The organism is Hyphomicrobium sp., from assembly GCF_035572195.1.
Lineage (GTDB): Bacteria > Pseudomonadota > Alphaproteobacteria > Rhizobiales > Hyphomicrobiaceae > Hyphomicrobium_B.
In genome coordinates, this window is record NZ_DATNBA010000006.1 from 1 (window position 1) to 17,100 (window position 17,100).

Annotated in this window: 16 protein-coding genes; 10 read left to right on the forward strand and 6 right to left on the reverse strand. The window is 59.6% G+C overall.

The window, feature by feature from the left end:
• The first annotated feature begins 449 nt into the window (after positions 1-449).
• The 6 genes from mnmG (at position 450) to coaA (ending at position 6,228) form a co-directional block, all read left to right on the forward strand.
• Positions 450-2,312: a tRNA uridine-5-carboxymethylaminomethyl(34) synthesis enzyme MnmG gene (gene mnmG / locus VN623_RS00885; RefSeq protein ID WP_325567207.1), complete on the forward strand. Its 1,863-nt coding sequence runs from the start codon at positions 450-452 to the stop codon at positions 2,310-2,312.
• A complete protein-coding gene (rsmG, locus tag VN623_RS00890) occupies positions 2,312-2,995 on the forward strand; it encodes a 16S rRNA (guanine(527)-N(7))-methyltransferase RsmG (RefSeq protein ID WP_325567150.1) in 684 nt (227 codons plus the stop codon). The genes mnmG and rsmG overlap by 1 nt, the downstream gene beginning before the upstream one ends.
• Before the next feature lie 4 nt (positions 2,996-2,999).
• The gene (locus tag VN623_RS00895; protein ID WP_325567152.1) at positions 3,000-3,845 is read left to right on the forward strand and encodes a ParA family protein; all 846 of its coding nucleotides are present in this window, start codon (positions 3,000-3,002) and stop codon (positions 3,843-3,845) included.
• Positions 3,846-3,907: 62 nt separating this feature from the next.
• The gene (locus tag VN623_RS00900; protein ID WP_325567154.1) at positions 3,908-4,786 is read left to right on the forward strand and encodes a ParB/RepB/Spo0J family partition protein; all 879 of its coding nucleotides are present in this window, start codon (positions 3,908-3,910) and stop codon (positions 4,784-4,786) included.
• A 111-nt stretch (positions 4,787-4,897) separates the two neighbouring features.
• Positions 4,898-5,230, forward strand: a complete 333-nt coding sequence (locus tag VN623_RS00905) for a phosphoribosyl-ATP diphosphatase (RefSeq protein ID WP_325567156.1) — start codon at positions 4,898-4,900, stop codon at positions 5,228-5,230.
• A gap of 62 nt (positions 5,231-5,292) precedes the next feature.
• Positions 5,293-6,228, forward strand: coding sequence for a type I pantothenate kinase (gene coaA, locus VN623_RS00910; protein WP_325567209.1), 936 nt, complete (start codon positions 5,293-5,295; stop codon positions 6,226-6,228).
• A gap of 97 nt (positions 6,229-6,325) precedes the next feature.
• Here the strand turns inward: coaA and VN623_RS00915 are convergent, their stop codons facing one another.
• From VN623_RS00915 to VN623_RS00940, 6 genes are all read right to left on the reverse strand, one after another.
• Complete coding sequence (locus tag VN623_RS00915; RefSeq protein ID WP_325567157.1) at positions 6,326-6,625, reverse strand: hypothetical protein; 300 nt, start codon at positions 6,623-6,625, stop codon at positions 6,326-6,328.
• Positions 6,626-6,818: 193 nt separating this feature from the next.
• Positions 6,819-7,817 carry an adenosine kinase gene (locus VN623_RS00920; RefSeq protein WP_325567159.1) on the reverse strand — a complete coding sequence of 333 codons (999 nt, stop codon included), beginning with the start codon at positions 7,815-7,817 and terminating at the stop codon, positions 6,819-6,821.
• A gap of 60 nt (positions 7,818-7,877) precedes the next feature.
• Entirely contained in the window at positions 7,878-8,924 is a 1,047-nt protein-coding gene (holA, locus tag VN623_RS00925) for a DNA polymerase III subunit delta (RefSeq protein WP_325567161.1), read from the reverse strand.
• A gap of 42 nt (positions 8,925-8,966) precedes the next feature.
• A complete protein-coding gene (locus VN623_RS00930) occupies positions 8,967-9,542 on the reverse strand; it encodes a hypothetical protein (RefSeq protein WP_325567163.1) in 576 nt (191 codons plus the stop codon).
• A complete protein-coding gene (gene leuS, locus VN623_RS00935) occupies positions 9,529-12,153 on the reverse strand; it encodes a leucine--tRNA ligase (protein WP_325567165.1) in 2,625 nt (874 codons plus the stop codon). The genes VN623_RS00930 and leuS overlap by 14 nt, the downstream gene beginning before the upstream one ends.
• Positions 12,154-12,285: 132 nt before the next feature.
• A complete protein-coding gene (locus VN623_RS00940; RefSeq protein WP_325567167.1) occupies positions 12,286-12,690 on the reverse strand; it encodes a heme-binding protein in 405 nt (134 codons plus the stop codon).
• 125 nt (positions 12,691-12,815) lie between these two features.
• On the opposite strand from VN623_RS00940, the gene VN623_RS00945 reads away from it, so the two are divergent.
• From VN623_RS00945 to VN623_RS00960, 4 genes are all read left to right on the forward strand, one after another.
• Entirely contained in the window at positions 12,816-13,496 is a 681-nt protein-coding gene (locus tag VN623_RS00945) for a YggS family pyridoxal phosphate-dependent enzyme (protein ID WP_325567169.1), read from the forward strand.
• Between the two features lie 107 nt (positions 13,497-13,603).
• Positions 13,604-14,578 carry a glycosyltransferase family 2 protein gene (locus VN623_RS00950; RefSeq protein ID WP_325567171.1) on the forward strand — a complete coding sequence of 325 codons (975 nt, stop codon included), beginning with the start codon at positions 13,604-13,606 and terminating at the stop codon, positions 14,576-14,578.
• A gap of 125 nt (positions 14,579-14,703) precedes the next feature.
• A complete protein-coding gene (locus tag VN623_RS00955) occupies positions 14,704-15,627 on the forward strand; it encodes a hypothetical protein (protein ID WP_325567173.1) in 924 nt (307 codons plus the stop codon).
• A 256-nt stretch (positions 15,628-15,883) separates the two neighbouring features.
• Positions 15,884-17,092 carry an ammonium transporter gene (locus VN623_RS00960; RefSeq protein ID WP_325567175.1) on the forward strand — a complete coding sequence of 403 codons (1,209 nt, stop codon included), beginning with the start codon at positions 15,884-15,886 and terminating at the stop codon, positions 17,090-17,092.
• Positions 17,093-17,100: the final 8 nt, after the last annotated feature.

Genomic DNA, 17,100 nt, shown 5'->3' on the forward strand with positions numbered 1-17,100 from the left:
GAAGACGTACTCGATCAGATCTTCAGCCGGTTCTGTATCGGCAAATAGCGACTCATTGTTTCACGTGAATCCTTTTTCACGTGAAATCGTCACGGATTCGCTTTGGAATGGTCGGGGGTGGGCGGCGACCTTCACCGGCGACGGCGGCTCCTTCAACCTGTCATCCCGGTCGAAGCGTAGCGGTCTCGTCATCGCTGAATGTCATTGGGTCCCGGGTCTCGCATGCGGCTTGCCCGGGATGACAATTGGCGGGAAACGGCACTCTAAGGGAAATTCCTCGCGGGAGGGTCTTTCGAGCAACCGGCTTTTGCGGGCGGCCGCCCCTCACCCTTAACCCTCTCCCCGCGAGCGGGGAGAGGGAATAAGTGGGCTGTTGCGCGCGCCGGGAATGGGTTATTCCGACGCCAATCCAGATAAGAAAGCCGGCCTCAGTGTCACCGTCGAAGAAAATGTATGACGTCATCGTCGTCGGCGGCGGGCACGCCGGAACCGAGGCGGCCGCCGCTGCAGCTCGCATCGGCGCCCGGACGGCGCTCGTCACGCACGCTTTCGCGACGGTCGGCGAAATGTCGTGCAACCCGGCCATCGGCGGGCTCGGCAAGGGTCATTTGGTCCGCGAGATCGACGCGCTCGACGGCCTGATGGGCCGGGTCGCCGACACAGCCGGCATCCAATTCCGCCTGCTCAATCGATCCAAAGGCCCGGCCGTGCACGGTCCCCGCACTCAGGCCGACCGCAAGTTGTATCGGCTGGCGATGCAGGCTGAGATAACGGCGACCACCAATCTCGACGTCATCGAGGGTGGGGTTGAAGACCTGATAGTTGAAGAGGGCCGTGTCGTCGGCGTGCTACTCGGCGATGGTCGCGTGTTCCCGGCCGGTGCCGTGGTTTTGACGACCGGCACCTTTCTCAATGGCCTCATTCATATGGGCGAGCAGAAGATCCCGGCGGGACGCGCCGGTGAAGCGCCCGCTCTCAAGCTCTCCGATAGGCTCTATGCGCTGGGTTTGAAACTCGGACGCCTGAAGACCGGCACGCCCGCCAGGCTCGATGGCAAGTCGATCGACTGGTCGGGCCTCGAAATGCAGAAGGCCGATGACGATCCGGTGCCGTTCTCGTTTTTGACCGAGCGAATCACGACGCCTCAGATCACCTGCGGAATCACCACCACGACGACCGCGACCCACGACATCATTCGCGCCAATCTCGCCCGTTCGCCGCTCTATTCCGGGCAAATCGGAAGTGTTGGGCCGCGCTATTGTCCGTCGATCGAAGACAAAGTCGTGCGCTTCGCCGATCGCACGGCGCACCAGATTTTCCTCGAACCCGAAGGGCTCGACGACGATACGGTCTATCCGAACGGCGTTTCGACATCGCTTCCGGCCGAAGTTCAAGATGCCTTTCTGAAGACGATCCCCGGACTCGAGCACGTCATGATCAAGCGGCCGGGGTACGCGATCGAATACGATTACGTCGATCCGCGCGAACTGACGCCTGGCCTCGAAGTGAAGCGTCTGCCGGGGCTCTATCTCGCCGGCCAGATCAACGGCACGACCGGATATGAAGAGGCGGGCGCCCAGGGCTTGCTTGCCGGAATCAATGCGGCCCGCGCGGCCGGCGGCTCGGCGGATGCGTTCGTCATTTCGCGGACCGAGGCGTATCTCGGTGTGATGGTCGACGATCTCGTTTCGCGTGGCGTTTCTGAGCCATATCGCATGTTCACTTCGCGCGCCGAGTTTCGCTTGAAGCTTCGCGCCGACAATGCCGATCAGCGGTTGACCCCGGCCGGCGTCGCAGCCGGTTGCGTCGGCGCCGCCCGGCAAACGAAGTTCGAGGCCAAGGCTAAGGCGCTCCACGACGGCCTCGACTTGCTGAACCAACTCTCATTGACGCCGACCGAGGCGGCGCGCCACGGCCTGACCGTCAATCGTGATGGGCGCCGCAGGACGGCCTTCGATCTGCTGGCGCTACCGGATCTGACGCTCGAGCGGCTGAAGGCGATCTGGCCTGAGATCGGCCGCCTCGAGCCGCGAATCGCGGCCCAGCTTGAGGTCGATGCCCATTACGCCGCTTATTTGCGTCGCCAGGATCAGGACGTCGCGCAGTTACAACGCGATGAGGCGGTGCGCATTCCGGCCGATTTCGATTATGCGGCTCTGTCGAGCCTGTCGGCCGAAGTGCGCCAAAAGCTGGTGCGGCATCGCCCGGCGACGATTGCTCAGGCCGGGCGCATCGAAGGCATGACACCTGCGGCGCTGCTGACGCTTTTGGCTAGGCTCAAGGCGGCCGGCCGCGAGCGCAAGTCAGCGTGATGCACCGGCCGCGAATCGATAATTCCGAATCATTTCAAGCGGCGTTCGGAATTTCACGTGAAACGCTAGACCGGCTCGCTACTTACGCGAGTTTGCTTGCTCATTGGCAGAAGACGATCAACCTCGTTGCGCCGAGCACGATCGACGACATCTGGCACCGGCATTTCGCCGATAGTGCGCAGCTCTGGCAGTATCGGCCGGCCGAGGCTCGAACCTGGCTCGATCTTGGTTCCGGCGCCGGATTTCCGGGGCTTGTGCTGGCGATCCTTGGGGCGGACGGCAACAGTCGCCATGTACTCGTGGAAAGCGACAGTCGCAAAGTGGCCTTTCTGCGGGAAGTCGTCCGAGAAACGGGTGTGGCTGTGGACATCCTGTGCATGAGGATCGAAAATGCCGAGACTCGCGCTAAGGTAGGAGCAGTCGACTGCGTTACGGCGCGTGCTCTCGCACCACTACCGCGGCTTGTTGGGCTCGTAGCGCCGTACTTTGCGTCCTCCACGCTCGGATTGTTTTCGAAAGGCCGCGGGGTTGCGGCCGAGATCGAAGAGGCGGCTCGAAAATGGCAATTTGCCTACGAGTTGAAGCCGAGCATGACGGACGAGGGCTCTAGCGTCGTGTTGCTCAAAGCGTTGAAGCCCAAGACTTTGCAGCCCAAGGCTCTTGGACGCAAGACGGAGGGATAATCCCGTGGCCGGCTATGTTTCGGGCGTTGGCGGCGCACATGCGAGTACGCGTGTCGTTGCTATTGCCAACCAGAAAGGCGGCGTCGGTAAAACGACGACGGCGATCAACCTCGGTACCGCGCTGGCGGCCGTCGGAGAAAAGGTCCTCGTCCTCGATCTCGATTCCCAGGGCAACGCCTCGACGGGTCTCGGGATTTCGGTTGAAGCGCGCCTCAGAACGTCCTTCGACGTGCTGACCGGGGGCGCCACGATCCTCGATGCGGTCATGCCGACGGCGGTGCCGGGCCTCTTCGCGGTGCCCGCCAACAGCGATCTCGTCGGTATCGACAGTGCGCTTGCAGCCGATCAGACTCGGCCGTTCAAGCTTCGCGATGCGGTGACGGCACTCGTCGGGCACCAGCGCAGCCGCTCTGGCGAAGCGCATTTCAGTTACATCCTGATCGATTGCCCGCCGTCGCTCAACATCCTGACACTCAACGCGATGACCGCCGCGCATGCCGTGCTCGTGCCGGTGCAGTGCGAGTTCTTCGCACTCGAAGGTATTTCGCAGCTGAAGGATTCGATCGAGCAGATCAGAGCGACGCTCAATCCGCGGCTCGAAATTCAGGGTGTCGTGCTGACGATGCATGACGCACGCACGTCGCTGTCGCGAGAAGTCGCCGACAACGTGCGCGCCTTCTTCGGTCCGAAAGTCTACGAGACGGTGATCCCGCGCAACACGCGCGTCGCGGAGGCGCCGTCGCACGGAAAGCCGATCCTGCTCTACGACTACGATTGCGCCGGAAGCCAGGCCTATATCCGTTTGGCCACCGAAATCATCGAGCGAGAGCGACAGTATAAAGCAGCTTGAAATCAACACGTTCAGATTACGTCTTAAGAACAGAATCAAACACGCAGGGGACGACGAAACAGATGAACTCCGTTGCACCGAAGAGCCGGCTCGGTCGTGGCCTCGCATCGTTGATCGGAGAGCCGGCTCCGCTCGGGCACCACCTGCCGCCCGAGGGAGAGCAGCGGATGGCTGCGATCTCGGAAATCAGTTCGAGTCCGTTCAATCCACGCAAGGACTTTCGCGAGGATGAGCTGGCGGAGCTCGCCGAGTCGATCCGCACCAAGGGCCTCGTGCAGCCGATCATCGTCCGTCCGTCCCCGAATATGGGCGGCGGGTACGAAATCGTCGCCGGCGAAAGGCGCTGGCGTGCGGCTCAGAAGGCGGGCGTGCACAGCGTTCCGGTCATTATTCGCGAACTCAACGACCGGGAAGTTCTCGAACTCGCAATTATCGAGAACGTTCAGCGTCAGGACCTCAACGCCATCGAGGAAGCAACAGGATACCGCGAGCTTGTCGAGCGCTTCGACTATAGCCAGGAGCAGCTTTCCGAGATTATCGGCAAAAGCCGCAGCCACGTCGCCAATACGTTGCGGCTTTTGAAACTGCCCGTCGGCGTTCAAGCTCTCGTCCAGCAAGGTCAGATGACAGCCGGGCATGCACGCGCGCTGATCGGCCGTGACGACGCGGAGACATTGGCTCGGAAAATCATCGATGACGGGCTCAATGTGCGTGACGTCGAGGCGTTGGTTCAGGGACTTGGCGAAGAGAGTGGAACAACCGCGACGCGCCGGCACCGCGATAAGGACGCCGATACGAAGGCCTTCGAAAAGGAACTGACCGATCTTTTGGGTTTGCGCGTTGAGATTAAGCGGGGATCGGGCGAAAGCGGGACGCTGATCATCAAGTTCGGTAACTACGATCAGCTCGACTACATCCGGCAACGCCTCGGAGGCGGCTGACTTTTCTAGCTTTCTCTGCGATTGTGACGGCGGCCGGCTTGACGCTTGGGCGGCAGCTTGGTGGTGTGCGCCGCCGAAGCAGGGGCGCGGCGATCACGTCGAGAAAAAATCATGAGTGAAATCAATACGCTGGTGCGCCTCGCGGCGCTCATCCAATCGCGCCGGTCCGATAGTGCGCAAAAGTCCTATACATCCCAGCTTCTGACCGCGGGCACGGAGCGATGCGCCAAGAAATTTGGCGAAGAAGCGGTCGAAGTCGTCATTGCGGCGATGGCCGGTGAAGCGGCCGCGCTGAAGGCGGAAGCTGCCGACGTGCTCTACCATCTTCTGGTGCTGCTTGAGTCCCGCGATGTCGCCCTTGACGACGTATTTGCCGTCCTCGAGGGCCGGATGGGAACATCGGGCCTCGAGGAGAAAGCGGCGCGGAACGGAGAACAGACGTGAAGCGGCGCAAGCGTGTCGGCAGGCCCGACAAAAAGCGCGACGTCGAGCTTCGCGACGATGCCTTGCCGTTCTCCCCTTACCGGGTCTTCGCGCGCGATGAATGGGCGCGGCTGCGCGCCGACACGCCGATGACGCTGGAGCCGAGTGAGCTCGAGCAGCTTTCCGGCGTCATCGAGGAAATTTCCGTCGAGCAGGTCGAACAGATTTTTCTGCCACTGTCGCGGCTGCTCAATCTCTATGTCGCGGCGGCTCAGAAGCTACATTCGGTCAGCTCGGAGTTTCTCGGCCGAAAGGACACGAAGGTCCCGTTCGTCATCGGGGTGTCTGGCTCGGTTGCCGTCGGCAAGAGTACGTCGGCACGCGTTCTGAAAGCCTTGCTGGCTCGCTGGCCGGATCATCCGCGCGTCGACTTGATGACGACGGATGGATTTCTGCTTCCCAATGCCGAACTCGAACGCCGCGGGCTGATGGAGCGCAAGGGGTTTCCGGAAAGCTTCGATACAGCACGTCTGCTGCGGTTTCTCGGCGATATCAAATCGGGCGTCGCGCGGGTTTCGGCGCCTGTTTATTCGCACTTCCAATACGACATTCTGCCGAGCCAAGAGGTCTTCGTCGAACAACCCGATATTCTGATTCTGGAGGGTCTCAATATTCTGCAGCCGGCTGATATGCCCAAGGATGGCGGCAAGATTCCGTTCGTGTCGGACTTCATCGATTTTTCAATTTATATCGACGCTGATCCGGCGATTATCGAGAAATGGTATTTGGCTCGCTTCATGCGATTGCGGAGTACGGCATTTCGCGATCCGGGAGCTTATTTCCATAAGTACGCCGCGATGCCGGAGAACGAAGTGCGCGAAACCGCGACGACGCTCTGGCGCGAAATCAATCTCAAGAATCTTGAGGAGAATATTCTCCCGACAAGACGGCGCGCTCAACTCATTCTGCAGAAGGGCGAGAGCCATCGCGTCGAAAAGGTTTCGTTGCGCAAGATTTAGAGATTTTGGCTGAAGCCGAATAAAAAAATAGGCCGCTTGGGGCAGCGGCCCTGGTAGTGACGACAGGAGATGGGCGTGATGGCTTCCGCTTACGACGTCAGCGCAATTGCGTCAGCGGCGATGCGGTTTGCAGAGGTTCAGCCGGGCGGATAGCGGCAGATGGATTATTGGCGGCAAACTCTTTCAGAAGCCCGGCGCGAGTCGATACCGCAAAGATTTTATATTTATCGCGTAGGCGGCGAATAGCTGAAGGATCGGAATATCCCATCAGGCGAATGGCAGTTGTCGGTCTGAGATCGGGACGGATGCGCAGTAGCTCGTCAAGACGCGCTATGCGGTCGCTATCGTCAATGCCAGTTCCCTTTGGTCGGCCGCGACGGGTAGAATCGTGAAGCATGCAATCGAACCTCGAAAACGAAGCGATTCGTTGGATTCGAGATTGCGGCAAGACGTTTCGCAATTCCAGGGAAAATAATTAATACGCCGAATTGGCCACGAAATACCCCCTATACATTCTAATGTTGAACGTTGTTCACTATCGATTGGTATATGAAACGCGGCGTATTGGCCATTTTGGCGTTTGGGGAAATTCAGGAGATAACGCCGCGGTCGCGAGCGAATTGTTGGAGCGGAACAGCGGGTCTGGCGCCGATATGGCTGATGATTTCGGACGCGGCAAGGCTGGCAAGCCGCCCGGAAATTTCGAGGCTCATTCCGCGCGCATATCCAAATAGAAAACCTGCGGCATAAAGATCGCCCGCGCCAGTCGTATCGACGACTTCCGAAATGGGTTCCGGTGCAATTGAAACGGTGCGGCCATCACCGAGAATTATGGAGCCCTTGCCGCTGCGTGTCAGAACCGCGAGTTTGGTATCGTTTCTGGCGCTTTCAGCAGCGAGTTCGAAAGACTCTGTTTGATAGAGTGATTTTATTTCGGACTCGTTGGCGAAAAGAATATCGATGCCTGAGCGAATAAGATCGAGAAATTCAGCTCGATGCCTGTCGACACAAAAGCCATCGGAAAGCGATAACGCGACTTTGCGGCCGGCGCTTTTTGCAGTTTGCACCGCCAGGTGAAATGATCGCTTCGCGTCGGGTTCGTCGAAAAGATAGCCTTCGAGATAGAGTATGGCGCTGTTGCGTATCAATTCGAGATCGAGCTGTTTTTCGCCGAGGCTGGTCGATATTCCGAGAAACGTATGCATCGTGCGCTCGCCGTCGGGCGTTACGAGAATAAGCGAACGAGATGTCGGTGCGGTGCCTGACGCCAGTGGCGCTGTAAACGTCACGCCGATCGAACGAATATCATGCGCAAAAATTTTGCCGAATTCGTCGTTTGCAACGGTGCCGATAAAAGATGCGCGTCCACCGAATGAAGCAATTCCCGCAATGGTATTTGCGGCAGAGCCGCCCGAGATTTCAACGCCGGCTCCCATTTCAGCGTAGAGCCGTGTGATCTCATCGGCATCGACCAATCGCATGCTGCCTTTTTGGGCGCCGATTTTTGCGAGTAATGCTTCATCGCAACGGCCGATAATATCGACAATTGCATTGCCTATTCCGACCACGTCGTAGCGTGCGTCTGCCATGAAAATCCCCCGGAGTTGGGCGGCACTATAAGGATGAGCAAACGGCCCGCAAGACGTGCGTCAGCGGCTCGCGGACGCAGACGAAGCAGCGGTTGCCATTAGCGAGAGCGACAGGATCAAACGCTCGGCGAGGATATCTTCGATGACCGACGACAGCCGGGCCGCCTTCGCCGCTTCGGCGATGCGTCTCAGTGCTTGGTCGAGCTGCGGCCGTGTCCAACGGCGAACCTGCCGGGCGAACACATCCTTCTGCTTGAAGAACAGCGGCGGGCGCATTGCCTTCAGGGCATCGTCGAGACGCTGCCCGGCGTCGACATCGCTTCTGACCTTATGGAGTTTCAAGAAATAGCGCTGCGTTATCAAGATGATCGTCTGAGCGCTTTCCCCGGAGGCGATGGCCCGGCCGAAATCTGTGACGGCGGCTTGCGTCCGGCCTTCGGCTGCGGCTTCGGCTATCCGTTCGAGCGCCAGGTCGGCTGCGTCGCCGACGATGCTTTCAACCTTGTCGACGGTGATCGGCGATTGGCCAAGACAAAAGATCGCCAACTTCTCGATCTCGGCGCGCGACAGCGTTCGATCGGCGCCGAGGCGGCTTTGCAACAAGGCGCGTGCGTCGGGCTCGATCGCCAGCGAAAACGGCGCCAGAACGTCCGTGATCAGGGTGTCGATATCGGCGGCGCTGTCGGGATAGCACGCGACGGCGAAACAACCTTCTGAAGTCTCGAACAGGGCCTTCAGGCTGTCGTCGGATTTCAAGTTGCCGGCTTCGACTATCAACAGCCCCTCAAGCGGGCCTGACCCGAGGAGCGGCTTCAACAGCTGCGCAGAAATGCGCCGCCCGGCGATCGCGCGGACTACGCGACGGGATGAAAACATCGGCCGCATTTGCAGCTCGGTCTCGAGGCGTCCTAGATCGTCGTCGAGTTCAGCATCGTCGAGCCGCAGGATCTCCGCCCGCGGCGTTTCGCGGTCAGCGAGCATTGCGGCAAGGACCGCGGAGCGTTCGCTGACGAGCCCCGGGTCCGAACCGAAGAAAAGCGCCGCAGTGAGCCGCGGCGGCGGCGATTTCATGAAGGCGGCGGCTTGATGAGCTTTGACAGCAACCATACTCGGGCCTTGCAATAGGCGGCGCAGGCCGGCTGCTCGTTATTAGGCGGTAGTTGAAAGAACCGCGAGGAGCCGCGTTCTAAGTTCTTCGCCGACCGACTGCGCAGCGCGGTTTTCCGCGTCCTGACGCGCTTCGACGTTGGCAAAAATCGACGTCACGCGGTCGAATGAGGCGCGGCCGAAGCTCTTGCCGTGCGCGACGACCTTCTTGTCAGCTAATCTGACCAGATTGTACGACGCTTCGATGTTGTAGATTTGGCCACCCGCGTTGCCATCGACTTGAACCAGCGTCGAGATGACGGATTCGCGGATGGCGATATCAAGCCGGTACTGCGGCGGGTTCGGCGAACCGCCGCCCGTTGCCTGGAAAATGAGTTCGTTGCGAATGCGCTGCCCGACGCGGCCAGGGATCGGCGCGATGTCGACCGCAGCGAGCTTCTCTTGAGTCGCGGCGCCGCCGATCGAGGCTGTACCATAGAGCGGCCGGAAGCCGGTGCTGCCATCGCCACAGCCGCCAAACGTCAACAGCGCTGCAAATCCCAATGCAGAAAAGAGCGCGCGCGGACTCCCTCGGCCGCTGCCGCTCGGTCGTCCGCTTTGACTTTCAGCCAACGACATTCACGATCCTCTGCGGAACCACGATGACCTTCTTAGGCTGCCGCCCATCGAGTGCGCGAAGCACCGAGCCAAGCTTCAATGCTGCGGCCTCAACGTCTTCGGATTTCGCACTGCGTGAAATCACGAGTTCGTCCCGTCGCTTACCGTTCACCTGTACGGCAATGGTCACTTGATCGTCAACGAGTAGGTCAGGTTCGACGGCCGGCCACGGTTCGTTCGCGACCAACGTGTTGTATCCAAGCCGCGCCCAGCATTCTTCAGCTAAATGCGGCATCATCGGGCCGATCATCGTCACCAGGAACGCTCCGGCCTCGCGCGCAGCCCAGGCTATATCAGGTCCGCTCTGGCTTAGGGCCGAGTGGAGAACATTGGCAAACTCGTGGATGTTCGCCACGGCGACGTTGAATCGCAAGGCTTCGATGGCCCGCCCGACCTGATCGAGCGCGCGATGGGCGGCCTTGCGGATCTCAAGCGCTTCCGGTCCAAAGGACTCCGGCCTCGCCCCCAGCGGACCCGGAAACGTCTCGGCAATTTCGTCCACGATCCGCCAGATGCGCTGAATAAAACGGCCGGCCCCTGCCACGCCTGCTTCCGTCCAGATGACATCGCGTTCGGGCGGGCTATCGGACAGCATGAACCAGCGGGCGCAATCGGCGCCGTAATGGGCGATGATGTCGTCGGGGTCGACGAGGTTCTTACGCGACTTCGACATCTTTTCCGTCGCGCCAATCGTAACCTGGCGGCCTGTGGCGATTTCAACGGCGCGGCGGTGGGCGCCCTCGCCTTCGAGCCGGACGTCGCCAGGCAGCATCCAAAAGCCTTCGGGCGATTTGTAGGTCTCGTGGGTCACCATGCCCTGCGTGAAGAGGGCCGCGAACGGCTCGCGGGTATTGGTGGCGAAGGACAGGTGGCGGGTATCGCACATGGCACGCGCAAAAAAGCGCGAATAGAGCAGGTGGAGAATCGCATGCTCGATGCCGCCGATGTACTGATCGACAGGTAGCCAATAGTGCGCGGCGTCGACATCGACGGGTGTCGCGGCTTCCGGCGCCGTGAAGCGCACGTAATACCAGGACGAGTCGACGAACGTGTCCATCGTGTCGGTTTCGCGCGTCGCGGGCTCACCGCACTTCGGGCAATTGACGTGCTTCCACGTCGGGTGCCGCTCGAGGGGATTACCGGGCTTGTCGAATGTCGCGTCCTCGGGGAGCTTGATCGGCAGGTCCTTTTCGGGCACCGGGACGACGCCGCACGTTTTGCAATGGACGACAGGGATCGGACAGCCCCAATAGCGTTGGCGCGAGATGCCCCAGTCTCGTAGGCGGAAGTTGACCTTGCGCGCTCCTTGCGGCTTGCGGCCGAGTTTTTGCGTTTCGAGGCGCTGAGCTGTTTCCTCGAAAGCAGCCTTTGTCGTCAGGCCGTCGAGAAAGCGCGAATTGATCATCGTGCCGTCGTCGGTATAGGCCGTGTCTTTCAGCTCGAACGTGGCAGCGTCTTTGTCGGGCGGCAGAATGACCGGCACGACCGGAAGGCCATAGCGACGGGCGAAGTCCATGTCGCGCTGATCGCCGGCCGGGCAGCCGAAAATGGCGCCGGTGCCGTAATCCATCAGGATGAAGTTCGCGACGTAAACGGGCAGTTCCCAATCCTTGTCGAAAGGATGGATGGCACGAATGCCGGTATCGAATCCGCGCTTCTCAGCCGCCTCGATTTCGGCGACGGACGTTCCCATCCGCCGGCATTCCTCACAGAAGGCTTCGAGTTCCGGATTGTTTTCGGCGGCTGCCTTGGCGAGCGGATGATCGGCGGCGACAGCAAGGAACGAGGCGCCAAACAGCGTGTCGGGCCGTGTCGTATAAACCTCGACTTCGCTGAAGCCCTTGGGCGCCGTCTTTTTGTCGAGCGCCCAGCGGACCAGCATACCGTCGGAACGGCCGATCCAGTTCGCCTGCATCAGGCGCACTTTTTCGGGCCAATTGACGAGCGTATCGAGATCGCTCAGCAACTCTTCGGCGTAGTCGGTGATCTTGAAGAACCATTGCGTCAGCTGGCGCTGCTCGACGAGCGCGCCGGAACGCCAGCCGCGGCCGTCGATCACTTGCTCGTTGGCGAGGACGGTATGATCAACCGGATCCCAATTGACCTTCGAGGACTTGCGATAGGCCAGGCCTTTTTTGAGAAGGTCGAGAAACAGCTTCTGCTGGTGCTTGTAATAGGTCGGCGTGCAGGTCGCGATCTCGCGTGACCAGTCGAGCGACAGACCCATCGATTTCAGCTGGCCGCGCATCGTGTCGATGTTGGCGTAGGTCCACGTGCCGGGGTCGACCTTGCGCTCCATCGCGGCATTCTCGGCCGGCATACCGAAGGCGTCCCATCCCATCGGATGCAACACGTTGAAGCCCTTGGCGCGTTTGTACCGGGCAAAGACGTCGCCCATCGCGTAATTGCGCACATGCCCCATGTGGATGCGCCCCGACGGATACGGGAACATCTCGAGCACGTAGCATTTGGGCCGAGCTTTATCTTCGGAAGCGCGGAAAATCTGGCTCTTTTCCCAGACATGCTGCCAGTAGCGTTCGCGATCGGGCGCGTTATAGCGTTCGGTGGCCATCGATTTCGGAAGTCCAAGTCAGACTATGAAATTATTTCCGGTAATGAGCCCAAAAGCATGCGGCGGGTCAAGGCAATAGCCCGGCCCGCCGCAGTTCGTACGCAATGTCGCACGTTCGCGCGACTTGGATGCTTAGCAGGTGTGGGCGCTTGCCCCCGCCTCGGCAACGGACTGATCCTGAACGCCGCTTCCGCCAGACACGCCGATCGCCCCGATGACGACGCCCTTTGAGTCCTTCAGTGGGATGCCGCCGGCAAAGATCATTACGCGGTCGTGGTTCGAAACATGTATCCCATAGAACTGGTCGCCAGGCTGGCTGTTTTCGGCGAGCTCTTTCGTCGAAATATTGAAAGCGCGCGAGGTGAATGCCTTATTGATCGCAATATTGATCGACCCGATCCAGGCATCGTCCATTCGAATGTGGGAAATGAGGTTTGCACCTTCATCAACAACCGCGATGTTCATCGGCTGGCCAATCTCGATGGCCTTCTTTTCGGCAGCGTCGATGATACGGCGGGCGTCGGCGAGTTTGAGCATGGGAGTTCCTTACAAGATTGCGGTATCGAACATGTAGATGCGGCCGACCCTGCACAAATTGCGACACATGTTCGCCAAGCGGCAGAAAGCCTAAAGAGAGGTTGGAAGTGAATAGGGGAACGTGCGTGACAAGTGACGGCTACCATGAAAGCGCGGCCGAAAAGTTAAGGCTCGTCCGCGACGCGATTGCCGCAGCCACGAAGGACGCCGGGCGCGCTCCGGGGAGCACTAAACTCATTGCCGTTTCAAAGACTATCGAGGCGGCGGCCGTTCGCCCCGTGATCGCCGCCGGGCAGCGCGTCTTTGGCGAAAACCGGGTGCAGGAAGCGCAAGGCAAATGGCCGGCACTGCGAGCGGAATTCTCCGATCTCGAATTGCACCTCATCGGGCCACTGCAGTCCAATAAGGCAAAGGATGCGGTCGCATTGTTCGATGCCATTCATACGATCGATCGGCTGAAAATTGCCGAGACGATCGCAGCCGAAATGGCAAGACAGAACCGGCGGCCGCAGCTTTTCGTCCAGGTCAATACCGGCGAGGAACCGCAGAAGGCCGGCGTGCAACCGAGGGAGGCGAAGGCGTTCGTCAATTTCTGCCGCAACGACCTGAAGCTCGAAATCGATGGACTTATGTGTATTCCGCCGGTTGATGAGGAACCAGCGGTGCACTTCGCATTTTTGGCGAAACTGGCGCGAGAGACGGATCTCAAAAGTCTCAGCATGGGCATGAGCAACGATTTCGAGACGGCGGTTGCCTTCGGAGCAACGCATGTGCGCATCGGCAGCGCGATTTTCGGAAGCCGATAAGATTATGTCTGCGACGGGTACATTCCCCGTTGGCATTTGCCCGGGGGATGTTTTGACGTTAAACGATTTGTTGGGCGAATTGGGCCAGTTTTCGGGGTAGGTCGAGCGTGAAAACCGATGCGGCGTACCAGAATTGTGGCTCGTCGGGACCGCCGGATCGCGTCACTGTCTGTATCTGCACCAGGAATCGGCGGGCCATGTTCCTCCGATGTTTCGATTCCCTTCTCGCTCAGCGCGTACCTGAAGGCTCGCTCAGTCTTAGTTTCGTCGTCGTCGACAATTCCAGCGACGCCGGAGAGCGAGAAACGGTCGCGCACCGGCAGAACGGCGACGTGCCGGTTCTCTACGTTCACGAACCGAGAGCCGGGATACCCGCCGCCAGAAACGCGGCGCTCGAGGCGGCGAAGACCCTGACGCCTGATTGGATCGTATTCATCGACGACGACGAAATCGCACCGCCGGATTGGATCGCCCGGTTGCATGCATGTGCCGTTCATTACGGTGCCGACGTTACGTCCGGCGGGGTCGTTCAGGCGGCGACGGCTGAGGGTGCACGCGCCGGTGCAGAAAGTTGGATTGTTCCCAATGTTTATGGCGAGGCGCGTGATCGGCCGACCTGTCCAACATGCAATGTCATCTTCCGTTCATGGATAGCGGACGCGCCATTATCCTTGCGTTTCGATGAGGCTATGCTGCATGGCGGAAGCGATAGCGAATATTTTATGCGCGCCGCTCAGAGCGGGGCGCGCATCATCAATGTCAAAGACGCCGCCGTATATGAAGAGTTTCCGCCGGAACGACAGGCGTTGTCTTATCAGTGCATGCGATCTTTCCGAGTCGGGACGACGACGAATTACAGATACCTAAAGAATCTTGGCAGTTGGCGGGGGGCGATCACGCTGACCCTCAGCGCCCTCAATAAGTTCGGATCGGCGATAGTCGGAGTTTTGGTCGCCGTCGTGGCATTTCCATTTTCCCGCACCACCGCGCTCCGCAACGTAAGACGAAGCGCCAAGGCTGCCTCGTATGCGATCGGTTGTCTCGGCCCCGCGTTTGGCATTCGGCCGAATCGATATTGGTGAAATCCGGGTCTTCAAGCCTGTTTTCCCCACCGCAATTTTGCCCCCGCCACATCAAAGCGGAAGCGCAATGTTACGTTCATCGCTGATTCGGTCGCGATGTTTACGTCGACGCCATGGGGGCCAAAATGACTGCGTCTGCTCAGAAGAAAGATCCAGCCGTCGCCGAGGCTAACGCCGCCGCATCGGAGGCAGCGCGGGACGCGCGCGAAGAGGCGCTGGAGAACGCGAGCAAGACCAAGGCAGCGGTTTCGAAGCTCGAAAAAACCGACAAGGCCGCAGCGGCATTGGCGCGCAAGACGTGGCATAACTTTCTTGTCGAAGTCTGGATCACGCCATTCAACTCGATCGAGTTCGGCTTCTGGAAGCGGGAACGCAACCGTGGCAAGTCGCGCCAATTCACAACCGACATGGATATCTTCGCCGAGATTATCGAGAACGGAGAGCGCACCGGCGTGCTCGGCTATCGCAAGGAGCTGTGGAACGACGCCACCGGCACCGACAAGCGGCTCGTCTTCAAACTTTTTTCGGAGACTTTGAACTGGAAGGCCAGCATGGACATGATGCTCGGCCGCTCTATTCAACAAACGCTTGGCGCCAGCGGCCTTCCGATCACCGCCTTTTCCATCAACACCAGCGACGATGATTTCATCATTTATCTGGAGCGATCCGGACATAAGTGGCCGCTGCTCCCGGAGCGCTTCTCGTTTTTCATCATGCATGAAGGCGCGCCGAAGTTTTATCATTTCAAGCGGGACGTCATCAATATCGGCGGCGACTACACGCTCATTGATCAGCATGGCGAACATGTGGGGCACCTCGACGGCGCCGTGCTCACGATCGGCGGCAAATGGCGAGGCAAGCTGCGCGGCGATCACGCAGATCCGCGCATCCTGATGGTCATGAAGTTGTTCGCCGGCATGATCGTCTTCAACGGCGAGGCACGACGCCACGTGAGGCGGCTGGCTCGGGAGATTTATGCCGGCCGATTGAAACCGGATATCCAGCGTCAGGAAGCCGACCTCTATTTGAATCCTCGGCGCATTCGTTGAGCGGCGTCACCGGCAAAATCAAAAATTGAGCTGCCTGGAAGTTGGGCATAGCGAACCGGCAGCTTGCTGGTTTTCTAGGCGTTTCAATTTATCCAACACATGCCGGAGCGCGGCTGACCGTGTAAATACAGGCTGTTACTGCGCCTGAAGTGCTTGGCATAATTCTTGATCAACTTGCCCGCTTGGTCGGCTGTTCGCTTGTTCAAAAGGCGGAGGCACAAGAACCAAGCATAAAAAGGGGGCACGGTTCGGGGATATGGAACAGCAACAGGGTGCGGACGTCTTCTTTCTATTGATGGGGGCAATCCTCGTCTTCGCAATGCACGGAGGGTTTGCGTTCCTCGAGGTTGGTACCGTCCGGCACAAAAATCAGGTCAATGCGCTCGTCAAGATCCTGGCCGATTTCGCGATCTCGACGACGGCGTACTTCGCTATTGGATACACACTCTCTTACGGCGTGTCGTTTCTCGCGAGCGCTCAGACGATCAGCACCGATCAGGGTTATCACCTGGTCAAATTCTTCTTCCTCGCAACGTTCGCGGCTGCCGTACCGGCGATCATTTCCGGCGGCATCGCCGAACGCGCCAGATTCGTGCCGCAGTGTGTGGCGACGGCGCTGATGGTCGGGTTGGCTTATCCGCTGATCGAAGGCGTGGTCTGGAACAAAAATTACGGGCTGCAGGATCACTTCTTCAATGCGGTGCTCGGCGCACCCTTCAAGGATTTCGCGGGCTCGATCGTCGTTCACGCTTTTGGCGGCTGGGCGGCGCTGGCAGCTGTGCGTCAACTCGGCGCCCGTATCGGACGCTACGATCGCGGCCGTGCAATCAGTCCGCCGCCATCTTCGATCCCGTGGCTGGCGATGGGTTCGTGGCTGCTCTGCATCGGTTGGTTCGGCTTCAATGTTATGAGCGCGCAGAACCTTGCGGCCGTTTCCGGTCTCGTCGCGATGAATTCTCTGATGGCGATGTGCGGCGGCATCCTTGCGGCACTCGTGGCGGGCCGGAACGATCCAGGTTTCGTGCATAACGGCGCGCTCGCTGGATTAGTCGCGATCTGCGCGGGCTCGGATGTCATGCATCCGATTGGAGCATTCATTACCGGCGGCGCGGCCGGCTGTTTATTCGTCATGATGTTCCAAGTCTCCACCAACAAGTGGCAGATCGACGACGTGCTGGGTGTCTGGGCACTGCACGGACTGTGCGGCCTGTGGGGCGGAATCGCTTGCGGTATTTTCGGCCTCAAAATGCTGGGCGGTGTTGGCGGCGTCACGTTCGCATCGCAGCTCGTCGGTTCTGTCGGCGGGGCGGCGTTTGGCTTCGTGGCGGGAACGATTGTCTATGGCGTCGTCGATCGCGTGTTTGGATTCCGAATGTCGCCGGATGAGGAACGTCGCGGCGCGGACTTATCCATCCACAAGATTGGCGCCAATCCAGAAGACGACGTTCGAATGGGACGTGTTTGATCCGCTAG